This is a genomic window from Streptosporangium sp. H13245 (assembly GCF_055690525.1).
The window spans coordinates 163,984-179,191 of the sequence record NZ_JBSZKT010000012.1 but is presented as its reverse complement, the minus strand read 5'-3'; the positions used below and the strand labels follow the sequence as shown (position 1 = coordinate 179,191).

Here is a 15,208-nt window from a genome sequence, read left to right as displayed (position 1 = left end):
CGGAGTCCTCGTGACAACCGCGGTCCAGACAGTCGCTCGCGGACCCGCCGGGGTTCCCGTACCGGGGTCTCCGTGACGGCGGGCGTAGTGACGCGGCCCGCGAAAGCGGTCCCCGCGGGCGACGTACATGACCGGCGAACGACAGCGGACGTAGTAGTGCGGCCCGCAGGCGGCGCGCATGACCGGCGAATGACAGCAGGCGTAATGGTGCGGCCCGCGAAGACGGCCCCGGCGGGCGACGCACATGACCGGCGAACGACAGCGGACGTAGTAGTGCGGCCCGCAGGCGGCGCGCATGACCGGCGAATGACAGCAGGCGTAATGGTGCGGCCCGCGAAGACGGCCCCGGCGGGCGACGCACATGACCGGCGAACGACGGCGGGCGCGATGACGCGGCCCGTGCGGGCGGTTGTCGGGTGGCCTCGCGGCCCGCCTTCACCGATGCCCGTGACCTCCCGCCCCGTGCCCCTGTCTCCTCCACCAGCCCGTCAGGGGCCACCCATCCCCGGACCGTGTATCCGTTCTGCACCGCGACCCAAGGAACGATCATCATGAGTTCTGTCACGCGCGACCACCGCGCCCCCGACCACGACACCAGCGCGTGCTCCGACGAGCAGCTGACGGTGCTCGCACTGGCCGCGCGCGGAGGAGCGCCCGCGGACGTCGAGGCCTTCACCCGCGCGGTCTACGCCGACGTACGCAGGTTCGTCGCCTATCTGGCCGGGGCCCCGTCGGCCGAGGATCTGACCCAGGAGACGTTCGTGCGCGTCCTGCGCAGCCTGCCCCGCTTCGCCGGTCGCTCGTCGGCCAGGACCTGGTTGCTGTCCATCGCCCGGCGGGTCGTCGTCGACCGGTTCCGGTCGGCGTCCTGCCGCCCCAGGATCGCCGATCTCGCCGACTGGCAGGCCGCCGCCGAACGATGTCAGCCCCGAGGGCTACCGGGACGCGAGGACGGGGTGGTCCTGGCGGACCTGCTGGCCAAGGTGCCGCACGAGCGGCGTGAGGCCTTCGTGCTCACCCAGGTCGTCGGCCTGCCCTACGCCGAGGCCGCCTCGCTGATCGGCTGCCCCATCGGTACGGTGCGCTCCCGGGTGGCGCGGGCCCGTACCCAGCTCATCGAGTCGCTGGAGGCCGCCGACCGGGCCGCCTGAGCGAGGGTCCCTCCCGGGCCGAAGGCGCCTTCGGCCCGGGAGGGGTCACGCGGACTCGCGGTGCCCGCCGGGCAGGAGATCGCGCAGCGCGTCCCGGTCGGGCTTGCCCGCCGGGGTCAGCGGCATCTCGCGTACCAGCAGCAGGTGTTCGGGGTGCTTGCCCCGCTCAAGTCCGCGCCGGAGCAGGTGGGAGGACAGGCCCGGGAGGTCGGGGGCACACCCGGGGCGCGGCACCACGCAGGCGGCCAGCCGCTCCCCCATCACCTGGTCGGGTACGCCCAGGCACACCACCTCGCGTACCTCGGGATGGTCCGCCAGCGCGTGTTCCACCTCGGCCGGGCTGATGTTGGCGCCGCCTCGGATGACGACCTGCTTGAGCCTGCCCATCAGGCGCAGCCGCCCGTCGGCGTCGATCACCCCCAGGTCGCCGGTACGGACCCAGCCGTCCGCCGTGCGGTAGCGCCGGTTCAGCTCCGGCGCGCCGACGTAGCACATCGGGGTCATCGGACCACGCGCGATGATCTCGCCGACCCCCTCCCCGTCCGGGGGCTCGGCGATGCGGATCTCGGCCACCAGCGGGTCGGGCAGCCCCACCACCACGCCGGGGCCGCCGTCGCCCGTCGTGGCCGGACGGAACCCGCTGTGGCAGTTCACCCCGTCGGCGGAGCCGTACAGGTTGATCACCGGGCAGCCGAACGCCTCGCCCGCCTCGGCCGCCGTGGCCGCGTCCAGCTCGGCGCCGCCCAGCACCAGCGCCGTCATGGGCGGCGTCGGCCCGATGTCCGGCTGGTCGAGCATCATGCGGATCATGGTCGGTACGGCCAGCACGTGGGTGGGCCGGTGGTCGCGGATCGCCGCCAGCGCGGCCCGGGGAGAGAAGTGGTCGAGGAGCACCAGGCAGCCGCCGTGCCTGGCCAGGGTGACGGCGGTGCCGTTGCTGCCGAAGGCCGAGGCGAGCGGTACCAGGAACAGGCAGCGCGGCGTGCTCCCGCCGGGAATGAGGGTGGCCATGAAGTTGCCCCGGCCTCCGGCGAGCGCGTTGTGGGAGTAGGCGACCATCTTGGGTTCCGACTCCGATCCCGAGGAGACCAGGATGCGGGCCGCGCCGTCCGGGTCCGGCCTGGCCGGGACGAAGGCGCCGCCATCGGCCGACAGCACCTCGCTCCAGGCGACGCTGCCCGGCGGGGGCTCCTGCGGCCCGGCGGCGATCACCGCCCGCAGGCCCGGTAGGTCGTCGGCGGCGGCCACCAGCTCGCGGGCGTGGGCGGCGCCCCGGTGGTCGACGGCGGCGACGACGGCCCGCGCGCCGGAGCGGCCCAGCAGGGAGGCCGCCTCGGCCACCCCCCGGCCCGCGGGGAACGGCAGCGCCACCGCGCCGAGCGCCGCCACCGCCAGGTCCGCCACGACCGCGTCCCGGCCGTTGGGCAGCTGGACGCCGACGACGTCGCCCTCGCAGACGCCGAGCCCGCGCAGTCCGGCCGCGGCGGCCCTGACCAGGCGGTCCAGTCCGGCGTAGGTGAGCTCGCCCGCCGTGTCGATCACCGCGACCCGGTCCGGGGCCGCCAGGCGGCGGGTGCGGAACAGGGCGTACAGGTCGAGGTCCGGGCAGGTGCCGTCGGCGGCCCACCGGCGTCTCAGGGTTGCGGGTACCAGGTCGTCCAGGTGCAGGGTCACGCGAACCTCCAGGGAGCGGGTACGGCCAGGGCCCCGTGCTCGTCACGGGTGAGGGCGGAGGCGAAACGCGGGTCGTCGGGCAGGGCGTCCAGGGCGGTCGTCACGATGGTGGCCCGCAGTCCCCGGCGCCGGAGCGAGGCGATGACCTCGGCCGAGGTCATCGCGCTGCTTTCCGCGCTGCTTTCCGCGATGTCGACGACGTTGGCGACCTCTGCGACATCAGCGACATCGGTGGAAAAGGCCGCGTTGGGAGAAGCCTCGGTGAGAGGGGCCACGTTGGGAGAGGCCTCGGTGGAAGCGGCCTCGGTGGGAGAAGCCTCGGTGGGAGAAGCCGCGTTATAAGAGGTCGCATGAAGCGAGGCCGTGCCCATATTTCCGGCGGGGTCGTCGGCGACGCTCACCCAGCCGTCCGCCGTCCGCAGAGGGCGGCGGAAACCCTCCGGAGCGCGGTAGTTCCCGCCGTCGGCGGCCCGGCGCAGCGCGGGCCCGGTGAGCACCTCGGCCGCGCCGAGCAGCGAGGAGTCCACCCGTACGCCACGCCCGTCGCGCTCGCGCAGCAGGAGCCCGGCGAGCACCGCCTCGGCGCCGAGCAGGCCGCCGAGAACGTCCAGCAGGGTCATCAGCGACGGCGCGGCCGGTTCACCGGCGGGCCGTACGGCCTCGCCCACGCCGGTGCGGGCCTGGACCATGAAGTCGGTGCCCAGCGGCACGTCGGCCAGCCGCCCGGCCCAGCCGCTGGTGTAGGCGTAGACCAGCCCGGGGTTGACCGCCGACAGGTCGCCGTCGTCCAGGCCGAGGCGCTCGGCCGTGCCCGGGGCCCAGTTGTGCACGAAGACGTCCGCGTCCGCGACCAGGTCGCGTAGCCCGGCGCGGCCCGAGGCGGACTTGATGTCGATCTCCACCGCGCGTTTGCCCCGGTTGAGCGCGAGCCACCGGGCCGACAGGTCACCGCACATGGGCGGCATGCCGCGCAGCGGGTCCCCGCCGGGCGGCTCGATCCGTACCACGTCCGCGCCGAGCAGGCCCAGCAGGTGGGCGGTGAGCGGCGCCTGGATCCGCCGCCCGGCCTCCAGGACCGTGAGCCCGGCCAGCGGGCGGGCGGTCTCGGCCGCCGCGCGCCGCGAGGGGGGCCGGGAGGCCGGGAGAAGCGGCGACAGTCGCCAGGGCGCCTCCGGGCGGGACTCGGCCAGCCGGTCGGTGAGGGAGCGCAGCGCGCACACCGAGGCTCCCGACTCCTTCGCGGCCCGCCGCACGCCCGCCCAGTCCGTCGCGCGGGCCCGCGCGTGCAGTTCACCGGGGAGCGGGCAGCAGGCCGTGGCGTAGCGGAACTGGAAGGACTTCCACGCCGATCCGGCGAGGCGCTCGGCCACCCCCAGTGCCCGCCAGAAGGCCACCCACGCGGCCGGGTCGAGGGTCTCGACCTCGAAGCACACGTCGTCGGCCGTGGTGAAGGGCGGCCCGCCGGGCGAGAACGGCACCGCCTCCTCGTCCCCTGCGGTGGCGGCGGCCAGATACTGGCCGACGGCGAGCAGCCCGGCCAGGTCCATACCGGTCCGCACGGTCTCGACCGCGCAGCCTCGGGCACGGCCGACGAGGGCGGCCAGGAGCCCCTGGACGGCCAGTACCGAGCAGGCGGTCGTCAGGTAGTCGGCGGCCAGGCCGCGCGGCTCGCCGTCGCGGCGGCCGTGCACGTGGGCGACCCCGGTCGCGGCCTGCGCGGTGGTCTCGTCGCTCACCTCCTCCTCCGGGGCGAGGGCCGCCCAGACGATCTCGGCGGTGAGCGGGCGCCCGCCCGTACCGCCGAGTGACACGATCCCGGGGCCGTCCGACGCGGTCGATCCGAGGTCGTCGGCGCCCAGCAGGGTCAGATGCCGGGTGGCGACGGCGGTGAGGGCGGGTGGCCCCACCGCCCGCAGGGCGAGGCCGTCGAGCGGGTGCGCCGCCGTGACGGTGACGGGGTGTGCCATGGCTCTCCTCTCCCGCGGCAGTGGCCGCGAGTCGTGCCTGCCGCGAACGGGAACTTCGGCGCGCGTCTACGCGACCTGTTCCACAGCAGGAAGTCGGATGAATTTTTCAATCAGTTCCCGACATGTATGGAGTTGGAATGTCACAGCAGGCCGTCACCGAACCACCCGGCCGGGATACCTGGGGGGCGCCCGCCTGCCCGCCGGGGGTGCTCGCGTTGCGCGAGCGGGTGGCCGGATTCGTCCGCGAGCAGGTCATGCCGTACGAGGCGGAACTGGACGCGGGAGGCGCGCCCGCGCGTGAGCTCCTCGCCCGGCTCAGGTGCCGGGCGCGCGCCGAGGGGCTCTGGGGGCTGCCGCTGCCGGTGGAGCTGGGCGGCGCGGGCCTGTCGCTGACGGAGTACGCGCACGTGGCCGAGGCGGAGGGCGCGAGCGACCACGGTCCGGGCGTGCTCGGTTCCACGGCGCTGCTGGACGTGACGACCCTGGCCGCACACGCCGACCCGGCCGTACGGGACCTCTACCTGCCCCGGCTGGCGAGCGGGCAGCTGACCATGTGCAACGCGATGACCGAACCGGACGCGCCCGGCTCGGAACCCGGCCTCACCGCGACCCGGGCCGTCCAGGAGGCCGACGGATCCTGGACGGTCCACGGGCGCAAGTGGTTCGTCACCGGTGCGGGTGACGCGGACCTGGCCGCCGTGCTCGCCCGTACCTCCGGCACCCCGCCATCCACGACCGGCCTGTCCCTGCTGCTCGTCCCCACCCGCGCGCCCGGCTTCCGGGTGGTCCGTGAGCTGCCGGTCCTCGGCGCGGGCGGCCAGTGGGAGATCGCCCTGGACGCGGTCACCGTCCCGCCCGGCCATCTCCTCGGGGAGCCCGGACGGGGACTGCGCGTGCTCGCCGGACGGGTGCGGCTCGGCCGCCTGCTGCGCTGCCTGCGCTGGCTCGGCCAGGCCGAGCGCGCCTTCGCCCTCATGCGCGAGCGGGCCCGCTCACGGCCGACGGCCTCGGGACGGCTCGCCGACCTGCAACTTGTCCAGGCGCTCGTCTTCGACGCGCTGCTCGCGATCAGGACCACCCGCCCGCTGGTGTTCGAGGCCGTGGCCCTGGTGGAGGCGGGGCTGGACGCCAGGATCGAGACCGGCCTGGCGAAGGTGGCCGCCGCCCGGATGCTGCAGCAGGTCACCGACGCGGCCATCCAGGTCCACGGCGCGGCCGGGCTGGGGCCGGGCACCCCGCTGCCCGCGCTGTTCCGTACCGGCCGGATGGCCCGCCTCCTCGACGGCCCCGACGAGCTGCACGTCAGCGCGGTGGCCCGCCGGGTCCTCGGGTGAGCGTCACACCCCCGCGCCCTCGCCCTCAGCCTCAGCCTCCGCCGGAGCGGGCCCGTCCCTCGCCCGCATCCAATTGGATGCCGGTCGTGTCCCGTCGAGGACCCCGGCACCGGCGGCGGGCCGGGAGACGTCCGAAGTGTGATCCGGGGATGTCACAGCGGGGGTCGCCGTCTCGTCTACGAGGTGCAGGCAATCCTCGATCAAGGAGTAGACGATGAACCTCGCGCTGTGGATCGCCGCCGGGCTGCTGGCCGCGGTAGCCCTGGCCGGCGGTATCAGCAAGACATTCGTGCCCAAGGAGAGACTGGCCACGGTGCACGGTGGGGGATGGACCGAGGACGCCGGTGCCGGGTTCGTCAAGACCCTTGGCGTCCTCGAACTCCTGGCCGCGGCGGGCCTGATCCTGCCCGCCGCACTCGGCGTCGTACCGGTTCTGGTACCGGTGACCGCCGTCTGCTGGGTCCTGCTGATGGTCGGCGCGATGATCACCCATGGCCGCCGCGGCGAGTTCGCGTTCGTGATGCTGAACCTGGTCTATCTCGTGCTCGCGGCGTTCATCGCCTGGGGCCGTTTCGGCGTCGAGCCCTTCACCGGCTGACCGGCGGCACACGGTTCCCGTTCGGAACCGGGGGTTAAAGAACACCTCAAGGGCGGCCAGACTGTCTCACCTAGAGGGTTGATTTGCGATCGCAAAGGATGATGATCATGTGGATGTTCGCGGCGGGCGGCATCCGGTGCCGCGGCTCGTGGCGCGGAGGCACCGGGTGACGGCGGCGACGGCGACCTCGGCCACCGGCCGAGGGGCCCGGCTGCTCCGACGCCGGGGCCGGGCGGGAACCCGGCCCCGCCCCACCCTCCGCCGGGACGTCGCGGAAGGTTCGGTATGAGCAGGGTCGAGGAGTTCGAGGAGCTGCGGCCGCTGTTGTTCTCGATCGCCTACCGGATCCTGGGTGGTGTGGGTGAGGCCGAGGACGCGGTGCAGGAGACCTGGTTGCGTTTCGAGGCCTCTCCGACACACCCGACGTCGGTCAAGGCCTTCCTGTCGGCCGTGGTGACGCGGATCTCGATCGACGTGCTGCGCTCGGCGCGGGTGCGGCGGGAGGAGTACGTGGGGCCGTGGCTTCCCGAGCCGCTGCTCGCCGACCCGTACGGGGATCCGGCGCGGTCGGCGGAGCTGGCCGACTCGGTGTCGATGGCGGCCCTGCTGCTGCTGGAGCGGCTCAGCCCGCTGGAGCGCGCGGTGTTCGTGCTGCGGGAGGTGTTCGGCTTCGGGTTCGACGAGGTCGCGTCGGCGGTGGGGCGCTCGGAGGCGGCGTGCCGTCAGCTGGCGGTGCGGGCGCGGCGGCACATGACCGCCGGGCGGCCGCGTTTCGAGGCGGCCCGCGCGGAGCGGGAGGAGCTGGCGTCGCGGTTCTTCTGCGCCCTCCGCGAGGGCGATGTCGACGGCCTGCGGGACCTGCTCGCCGCCGATGTGTCGATGGTCGGTGACGGCGGCGGCAAGGCCCCGCAGCTGGCCAGGGCCGTCGTCGGCGCCCGGAACGTGGCCCGGCTGCTCGTCTCCGCCTTCTCCAGGATGGCCCGGATCGGCGTGACGTTCGAGCCGTGCGAGGTCAACGGCGAGCCGGGCGCGGTCTTCCGCGACCGGGACGGCAGGGTGCTCCACATCCTGGCGCTCGATGTCCTCGACGGGCAGGTCCAGACGATCCGCTCGGTGATCAACCCCGACAAGCTCGGGCACGTGGGCCCGACGGCGGACGCCTGGGCGATCGACCGCGAGGTACGAGGGACACGCGGGCCGGGCCGCACCTCGAACCCCCCGCGCCCTCCCGGGGACGAAGCGGGAAACACGCCCGGGAGCGGGCACCGGCCGCGAACTCCCTGACTGTTGACTTGACCCAGGCGTAAGTTTTCTGTTTCCCCTATGTACGGCGGGCCCGGGGCGATGCACGATCAGCATCCAGCACCCCCTGGCGAAGGTAGGTACCTTGTCGAAACGCCATGCCCTCCGCATCGCCCTCGTCCTCGCCGCCACCCTCGGCTGGGCCGTGGTCCCCGCCACCCCGGCGGTCTCGGACACCGTCGCGCCGCCCGGTTCCATGGCCGGGCTGGGCGACTCGATCACCCGCGGATTCAACGCCTGCGGCTGGTTCGCCGACTGCACCGCCCGGTCGTGGTCGACGGGATCGAGCACCTCGGTCGACAGCCACCGCAACCGGATCAGGGCGCAGAACCCCGATCTCGTCGCCCACAACGACGCCCGGTCGGGCGCCAAGATCATCGACCTCGCCGGGCAGGCGAGGACCGCGGCCTCCCAGGGCGTCGACTACGTGACGATCCTCATGGGCGCCAACGACGCGTGCGCCTCCTCGGAGTCGTCGATGACCTCGGTCGCCGACTTCGAGACCCGCTTCCGGGCGGCGATGGGGGAACTGGCGGCCGGGATCCCGCAGGCGTCGATCTTCGTCGCCAGCATCCCCGACCTCAAGCGCCTGTGGTTCGTCGGCAAGGACAGCTCCTCGGCCCGCGCGGCCTGGGCCGCCTTCAACATCTGCCAGTCGATGCTGGCCGCCCCCCGCTCGACCGCCTCCGGGGACGAGGCACGCCGTGACCGGGTCAGGCAGCGGGTCGCCGATTTCAACGGCGTGCTCGCCCGGGTCTGCGCGGAGTACACCACCTGCAGGTACGACGGTGACGCCGTGTTCGCCCACCCCTTCACGCTCGGGCAGCTCAGCACCTGGGACTACTTCCACCCCAACACCTCCGGGCAACAGGTCCTCGCCGAGGTCACCTACCAGGCCAGCCAGGCCGGTCTGCCCGCGATGTCCGACCTGTAGCCAACCTTCCCGACCCGTCAGAGAGGACACGACCCGCCCGTACGACGCAGGCGCCTTCGAGCGCCGGGCGGCACGAAAACCACCGGCCCCGGTTGACCGGCGGATGCTACCTTGATCGCATGAACGCGTCCGCTCGTCAGGCGATGATGTCCCGCTCACGGGGCCGCTGACGCTGCACGGATGATCTTTCCGAGGCCCTGTGACGGGGCCTCGGCGTGTGTCACCGGTCGGAGCCCCGCTTCTTCCGGAGGTTCCGATGACCGCACCGCACACCTACGTCACCACGACGATTCCCTACGTCAACGCCCGCCCCCACCTGGGATTCGCGATGGAGCTCGTCCACGCCGACGTGCTGGCCAGATTCCACCGGCGGCGGGGCGACCGGGTCCGGTTCCAGACCGGAACCGACGACAACTCACTGAAGAACGTGCTGGCCGCCGAGACCGCCGGTGTCGCCGTCCAGGAGTTCGTCGACCGCAACGCCGAGGCGTTCGTCGCGCTGCGCGAGCCGCTGGCGCTGTCGGCCGACGACGTCATCCGCACCAGCCGCGACCCCCGCCACCGCGTCGGGGTGGAGCGGTTCTGGCGGGCCTGCGCCGACGCCGGCGACCTCTACCGCAAACACTACGAAGGTCTCTACTGCGTCGGGTGCGAGCAGTTCCTCACACCGGCCGAACTCCCCGGCGGCCGCTGCCCCGACCACGGCACCGAGCCCCAGCGGGTCGCCGAGGAGAACTGGTTCTTCCGCCTTTCCCGCTACTCCGGCCGCCTGTACGAGCTCATCTCCAGCGGGCGCCTGCGCGTCGAACCCGTCGAACGCCGCAACGAGGTGCTCGGCTTCATCGCGGGCGGCCTGGAGGACTTCTCCATCTCCCGGTCGACCACCCGCGCCCGAGGCTGGGGCATCCCCGTCCCCGGGGATCCCGGCCAGGTCATCTACGTGTGGTGGGACGCGCTCGGCAACTACATCACCGCTCTGGACTACGGCACCGGCGGTGAGAACCACCGCCGGTGGTGGACCGGTGCCGAGCGCCGCGTCCACCTGGTCGGCAAGGGAGTACTGCGCTTTCACGCCGTCTACTGGCCGGCGATGCTGCTGTCGGCCGGAGAACCGCCGCCCACCGACATCGTGGTGCACGGCTACCTGACCGCCGACGGCCGCAAGATCAGTAAATCCGGCGGGACCACGGCCGACCCGGCCGTCCTGGCCGAGCGGTACGGCACCGACGCCGTCCGCTGGTGGCTGCTTCGCGACGTGCCCCGCGGCGGGGACACCGACTTCACCGTCGAGCGGCTCGTCACCCGGACCAACGACGAGCTCGCCAACGGCCTGGGCAATCTCGTCAACCGGGTCGTCGCCATGATCCACCGCTACCGCGGCGGGCACGTCCCCGGGACCGGCGGCGACGCGCCCGGGTCGGAAGGCCTGCGGACGGCCTGCCGCGAGGCACCCGGTCTTGTCGACGCGGCCCTGACCGATGTCGACTTCCGCCGGGCCACTGCGGCGGTCTGGGCCATCGTCGACGAGGCCAACCGCTACATCAACCACATCCGGCCCTGGGAACTGGCCAGGGCCGAACGCGACGGCGAGCCCACCGCCGCGTCCCGGCTCGACGCCGTTCTCTCCGTACTCGTCCAGGCGTGCGGGACACTGGGCGACCAACTGACGCCCTTCCTGCCCGGCACCGCCGCCCGTATCACCCGGCAGTGCACGGCGCGGGACGGCGAACTTCCCGAGCCCACCCCGCTCTTCCGCAGGATCACCGCCCCGGAGCCGCCGTCCGTGTCCCCGGCACGACACGACACCCCGGAAACCGGCGGACGGCTCGCCCGGTGAACATCCCCCGCGCCGTCACCGCCGCCGTCACCGCGGCCGTTCTCGTCCGGCCCGCGCGTCAGGCGGGCTTCGGCGCGGGGACGGTCGCACCGGGGTCCGGCTTCCCGGTCTCCGATTTCCCGGTGTCGGGTTTCCCGGTGTCCGGCTTCTCGGTCTCCGGCTCCTGGGGCGGGTCGCTGAGCTGTTCGCGGAGATAGTTCCATCCCACGGCGATCAGGGCGGCGACCGGTACGGCGAGCAGGCTGCCCACGATGCCCGCCAGGCTGCCGCCCAGCGTCACCGCCAGCAGGATCACCGCCGCGTGCAGGCCCAGGCCACGGCTCTGCACCATGGGCTGGAACACGTTTCCCTCAAGCTGCTGCACGGCGACGATGATGGCGAGCACGATCAACGCGTCCGTCGGGCCGTTCGACACCAGCGCGATGAGGACCGCGACGAAGCCCGCGAACAGGGCTCCGATGATGGGGATGAACGCCGAGACGAAGGTCAGGACGGCCAGCGGCAGAACCAGCGGCACGCCCACGATCCACAGGCCGAGTCCGATGAAGACGGCGTCGAGCAGGCCCACGAACGCCTGGGAGAGGACGAACGAGCCGAGCGTGTCCCAGCCGCGCCTGGCCACGGCCGGAACGTCCGTGGCCAGACGGCCGGGCAGCTGACGGGTCAGCCAGGGCAGGAACCGCGGGCCGTCCTTGAGGAAGAAGAACATGAGGAAGAGCGCCAGGACGGTGGTGATCAGGCCGTTGACCACGGTGCCCACCCCGCTGAGGGTGGCGGTGACGATGCTGCCGACGCTGTCCTGGATGCGGGTGACCGCGCTGTCGAACGCGGTACTGACCTGGTCGGCGCCGATGTTCAGCGGCGGCCCGGAGGCCCAGTCACGCAGGTGCTGGATCCCCTTGACCACACCGGCGGTCAGCTCGCCCGCCTGGGACGCCACCGGGACGGCGATCAGCACCACGATGCCGGCGCCGACCAGCAGGAAGAGCGCGGTCACGGCCGAGGCGGCCAGGGTGGGATGCCATCCGTGCCGGCGCAGGAAGCGGGTCACCGGCCAGGTCAGGGTGGTGAGGAGCAGGGCGATCACGAGTGGCCAGATGACGGACCACATCCGGCCCAGGATCCACAGGCTTACCGCGGCCATCAGCACGACGAGCAGCATCTCCAGGGAGATGCGCGCCGACGTGCGCAGCGCGGTTCGGGTCTTCGTAGCGTTCAGCGTGGCAGGCACGAGAACACCCTAGACATCTCCAATCAGGCCCGCATCAACCGGGCGTCACACCGGACGGACCGGGCGTAGGCGCGCATGGGAACGACGCTCGCGGCCCCGACGGCGCCACAGGTGACCGACCGGGCCGCCGGGAACGGGGACAGCCCGCCCAAGCGTCCACACGGAGCCGGGGACCGCGACAACGCGGGCCGCCGAAAGCGGGGACACCCCGTTCAGGAGCGGAGCCGGGGCCGGAGACCGCGACACGCGAACCGCCGGGAGCGAAGACAACCCGCTCAGACGTCCGCGCCGGGGCCGGAGCCGGGCCAGGGACCACGACACGCGGGCCACCGGGAACCGGGGACAGCCCGCTCAAGCGTCCACACGAGGCCGGAGCGGACCGCCACCGGGAGCGGAGACGACCCGTTCAGGCGTCCGCACGGGGCCGGGGACCGCCGCCGGGAACGGGGACTACCCGCTCAGGCGGCCGGATCGTCAGGGCGCGGGCGTGACACCCGGCGCCGTCGCCCTCACCCCTTGCCAATGCATCCCTTTCTATAGCTATCATCGCCCTATGGCGATTAAAGATGATGCGGGCCGGTGTGTGAACGCCGACATCGCCGCGGGTGTCTCCCCCGCGGCGGCGCTGTTTCACTCCCTGTCCGACGAGACGCGGCTGCGCATCGTGGCCCGGCTGGCCCGGGGCGAGGCGCGGGTGGTGGACCTGACCGGCGAGCTGGGACTGGCCCAGTCCACCGTCTCCAAACACCTGGCCTGCCTGCGCGGCTGCGGGCTGGTCGACTACCGGGCCGAAGGACGCCAGTCGTTCTACGCGCTGACCCGGCCGGAACTGATGGACCTGCTGGCCTCGGCCGAACAGCTCCTGTCCGCCACCGGCCACACGGTCAGCCTGTGCCCGACGCCCGGCCCCGCGGGGCAGGGGGTGCCATCATGACGGCACCGGGCACGCCCGGCCTCAGGCCCGCCGCCGACCGGCGCGAGACGCTGCGGCGCCGGATCCGGCTGCTGGTCACCGCGACGATCGCCTACAACGTGATCGAGGCCGCGGTGGCCATCACCGCGGGCGCCGCCGCCTCCTCCGTCGCCCTGATCGGCTTCGGCCTGGACTCGATCGTCGAGGTGGCCTCGGCCGCCGCGGTCGCCTGGCAGTTCTCCGGCGCCGACCACGAAACCCGCGAGAGGACCGCTCTGCGGATCATCGCGCTGTCGTTCTTCGCGCTGGCCGCCTACGTCACCTTCGACGCCGTACGCGCCCTGCTCGGCACCGGCGAGCCCGGCCACTCCACTCCCGGCCTGGTCCTGGCCGCGCTCAGCCTGGTGATCATGCCGTTCCTGTCGGCGGCCCAGCGGCGCGCGGGCCGCGAGCTCGGCTCGGCCTCGACGGTGGCCGACTCCAAGCAGACGCTGCTGTGCACCTACCTGTCGGCCGTACTGCTGACCGGCCTCGCGCTCAACAGCCTGTTCGGCTGGTCGTGGGCCGACCCGGTCGCCGCACTCGTGATCGCCACGGTGGCGGTCAAGGAGGGCCGCGAGGCCTGGCGCGGGAACGCCTGCTGCGCCCCGCACCCGCTCGCCGCCGACGTCTCGACCTCCACACCCGCCGCCGCACCGGCCCCGGCTTCGGGCGGATGCGCCGACGGCTGCTGCTCCACCGGCCACCGGGGCGCCCGATGACCGGCCTCCGGCTACCGGCCGGAGGGGGGAACGCGGGAGTCGCACGGCGGACCCTCCGGATACCGGGCGCCTCCCAGTGATCTTGGGATCGCCCCCGCGTACCGGCCCCGAGTCGCGACGGCCGTCACCCTCACGGAAGCGTCCCCCCGCACATCACTTGAGCGGGTCGTGCCCCCAGTTCATGAGCGAGTAGCGCCAGGGAGTCTCCTGGACGTCCCCGGACGGGCGCTGCGCCAGGTGGCGGTGGACGTACCCGACCACCTTGCGCATGTGGGCGTAGTCGTCCTGCCCCAGGCCGTCTTTCCGCTTCCGCAGGATCTCGGCGATCCGGTGGCCGGACCGGTGCCCCGTCGACTCCCCGCCGTCCGGCCGGTCCCCCACGCTCCTGGACTCCTCCGTCTTCAGCCAGCGCTCCAGCTCCGCGGCCGTCATGTTGACCGCCCGGTCGAAGTCCGCGGCGATCCGCTCGCCGTCGTCAGTCACGACGGTCCTTCCGGCGCAGCGCCGACGGCTTGTGCACGGCGGTCTTGCCGCTCTTGTCGCTGCGTACGACGTACCGAGGATCGTCAGCCGAGGCGTCCACGGTGTGTCCTCCCACCTCGGTTCGCTCCGTGATCTTCTTCTCGACCTTGCCGGAGGCCGACGAGCCGTGGCTCTTCCACGTGACGTCATCGCCCACGCCGAGGTCGTCCCGCTTGCGCTTGTCAGTCATGACCTGCAGATACCCCGTACCGCTTGAAAACTCGCCGCGGGGTGCCCCACCGGACCGGATCCCCCTCAACGATCGACGGGACGTCCCGGTTTCCGGGCCCGTGTTTGCCCGGCGGTTACCCGCCGCTTGCCGCTCCGGCGCTGCACGAGGACCGGCCGGGGGTGTCACCGGGGCTCCCCGCCGGGTTCACTCTCCTGATTCACGGTTCCCGACATCGGGCGGCCGAGCAGGCCGGTGGCGACGGTCGCGATGTGCGGGGCCAGGTCGGCGGCCCGCGCGTCGGCCAGGGCGGGGGTGCCCACGACCGAGCGCAGGATGCCGATGCCGACCATCCAGGCGCTGAGCAGCTCGGCCCGCAGCTCGGCGTCCTCGCCCTCGGCCAGGTCCCGCAGGGTGTTGACGTAGGTGCCGCAGACCTCCTCGCGGATGCGCAGGCGGGCGTCCTCGTGGGCCGAGGAGCGCAGCATGGCGACCAGGGGGTGTTCGCCGCCGTACTTCGTCCAGTCGTGGTCGACGACCGTGCGCACCATGCGGGCGACCAGCTCCTCCGGGGGGCCTTCGAGCAGGTCGGCGGGGAGGTCGTCGGCGGCGGTGGCCTCGTCGAAGAGCCGCTTCTTGGACCCGAAGTAACGGAAGATGAGGGTGGCGTCGACGCCGGAGTCCCTGGCGACGTCGCGGACGCTGGTGGCGTCGTAGCCCTCGCGAGCGAAGCGCAGCCTGGCGGCCTCCAGCAGTCGCGCCCGGGTGGCCTCCCTGTCCCTCTTCCGCACCGCGGACTCCCTCACTTAGTCATC

14 protein-coding genes are annotated in these 15,208 nt (G+C 73.1%); 8 read left to right on the top strand and 6 right to left on the bottom strand.

Features of this window, described 5'->3' with window-relative positions:
• Positions 1 to 551 precede the first annotated feature (551 nt).
• The gene (locus ACW9TB_RS20520) at positions 552 to 1,151 is read left to right on the top strand and encodes a sigma-70 family RNA polymerase sigma factor (protein WP_472749631.1); all 600 of its coding nucleotides are present in this window, start codon (positions 552 to 554) and stop codon (positions 1,149 to 1,151) included.
• Between the two features lie 45 nt (positions 1,152 to 1,196).
• Here ACW9TB_RS20520 and ACW9TB_RS20515 read toward each other — a convergent pair whose 3' ends face one another.
• The gene (locus tag ACW9TB_RS20515; RefSeq protein WP_472749630.1) at positions 1,197 to 2,825 is read right to left on the bottom strand and encodes a class I adenylate-forming enzyme family protein; all 1,629 of its coding nucleotides are present in this window, start codon (positions 2,823 to 2,825) and stop codon (positions 1,197 to 1,199) included.
• Complete coding sequence (locus ACW9TB_RS20510) at positions 2,822 to 4,792, bottom strand: CoA transferase (protein ID WP_472749629.1); 1,971 nt, start codon at positions 4,790 to 4,792, stop codon at positions 2,822 to 2,824. Before ACW9TB_RS20510 ends, ACW9TB_RS20515 begins: the two co-directional genes overlap by 4 nt.
• Positions 4,793 to 4,929: 137 nt before the next feature.
• On the opposite strand from ACW9TB_RS20510, the gene ACW9TB_RS20505 reads away from it, so the two are divergent.
• From ACW9TB_RS20505 to metG, 5 genes are all read left to right on the top strand, one after another.
• Positions 4,930 to 6,126 carry an acyl-CoA dehydrogenase family protein gene (locus tag ACW9TB_RS20505; protein ID WP_472749628.1) on the top strand — a complete coding sequence of 399 codons (1,197 nt, stop codon included), beginning with the start codon at positions 4,930 to 4,932 and terminating at the stop codon, positions 6,124 to 6,126.
• A gap of 214 nt (positions 6,127 to 6,340) precedes the next feature.
• Positions 6,341 to 6,724 (top strand): DoxX family protein, encoded by a 384-nt coding sequence (locus ACW9TB_RS20500; protein WP_472749627.1) that lies wholly within the window; start codon positions 6,341 to 6,343, stop codon positions 6,722 to 6,724.
• A 285-nt stretch (positions 6,725 to 7,009) separates the two neighbouring features.
• Positions 7,010 to 8,008 (top strand): RNA polymerase sigma-70 factor, encoded by a 999-nt coding sequence (locus ACW9TB_RS20495; protein ID WP_472749626.1) that lies wholly within the window; start codon positions 7,010 to 7,012, stop codon positions 8,006 to 8,008.
• 103 nt (positions 8,009 to 8,111) lie between these two features.
• Complete coding sequence (locus ACW9TB_RS20490; RefSeq protein ID WP_472749625.1) at positions 8,112 to 8,960, top strand: SGNH/GDSL hydrolase family protein; 849 nt, start codon at positions 8,112 to 8,114, stop codon at positions 8,958 to 8,960.
• Between the two features lie 256 nt (positions 8,961 to 9,216).
• The gene (gene metG, locus ACW9TB_RS20485) at positions 9,217 to 10,797 is read left to right on the top strand and encodes a methionine--tRNA ligase (RefSeq protein ID WP_472749624.1); all 1,581 of its coding nucleotides are present in this window, start codon (positions 9,217 to 9,219) and stop codon (positions 10,795 to 10,797) included.
• A 58-nt stretch (positions 10,798 to 10,855) separates the two neighbouring features.
• On the opposite strand, the gene ACW9TB_RS20480 is transcribed toward metG, so the two are convergent.
• On the bottom strand, positions 10,856 to 12,028 hold the full coding sequence (locus ACW9TB_RS20480; RefSeq protein WP_472749623.1) for an AI-2E family transporter: 1,173 nt from the start codon (positions 12,026 to 12,028) through the stop codon (positions 10,856 to 10,858).
• A 553-nt stretch (positions 12,029 to 12,581) separates the two neighbouring features.
• Between ACW9TB_RS20480 and ACW9TB_RS20475 the strand changes: the two genes are divergently transcribed.
• Together ACW9TB_RS20475 and ACW9TB_RS20470 are read left to right on the top strand one after the other, a co-directional pair.
• A complete protein-coding gene (locus tag ACW9TB_RS20475; RefSeq protein ID WP_472749622.1) occupies positions 12,582 to 12,962 on the top strand; it encodes an ArsR/SmtB family transcription factor in 381 nt (126 codons plus the stop codon).
• Positions 12,959 to 13,702 (top strand): cation efflux transmembrane domain-containing protein, encoded by a 744-nt coding sequence (locus ACW9TB_RS20470; RefSeq protein ID WP_472749621.1) that lies wholly within the window; start codon positions 12,959 to 12,961, stop codon positions 13,700 to 13,702. Before ACW9TB_RS20475 ends, ACW9TB_RS20470 begins: the two co-directional genes overlap by 4 nt.
• A gap of 153 nt (positions 13,703 to 13,855) precedes the next feature.
• Here the strand turns inward: ACW9TB_RS20470 and ACW9TB_RS20465 are convergent, their stop codons facing one another.
• The 3 genes from ACW9TB_RS20465 to ACW9TB_RS20455 all read right to left on the bottom strand — a co-directional run bounded on the left by ACW9TB_RS20465 (position 13,856) and on the right by ACW9TB_RS20455 (position 15,184).
• Complete coding sequence (locus tag ACW9TB_RS20465; RefSeq protein ID WP_472749620.1) at positions 13,856 to 14,185, bottom strand: DUF3140 domain-containing protein; 330 nt, start codon at positions 14,183 to 14,185, stop codon at positions 13,856 to 13,858.
• Complete coding sequence (locus ACW9TB_RS20460) at positions 14,178 to 14,414, bottom strand: hypervirulence associated TUDOR domain-containing protein (protein WP_472749619.1); 237 nt, start codon at positions 14,412 to 14,414, stop codon at positions 14,178 to 14,180. The genes ACW9TB_RS20465 and ACW9TB_RS20460 overlap by 8 nt, the downstream gene beginning before the upstream one ends.
• A gap of 164 nt (positions 14,415 to 14,578) precedes the next feature.
• Complete coding sequence (locus ACW9TB_RS20455) at positions 14,579 to 15,184, bottom strand: TetR/AcrR family transcriptional regulator (protein WP_472749618.1); 606 nt, start codon at positions 15,182 to 15,184, stop codon at positions 14,579 to 14,581.
• Positions 15,185 to 15,208: the final 24 nt, after the last annotated feature.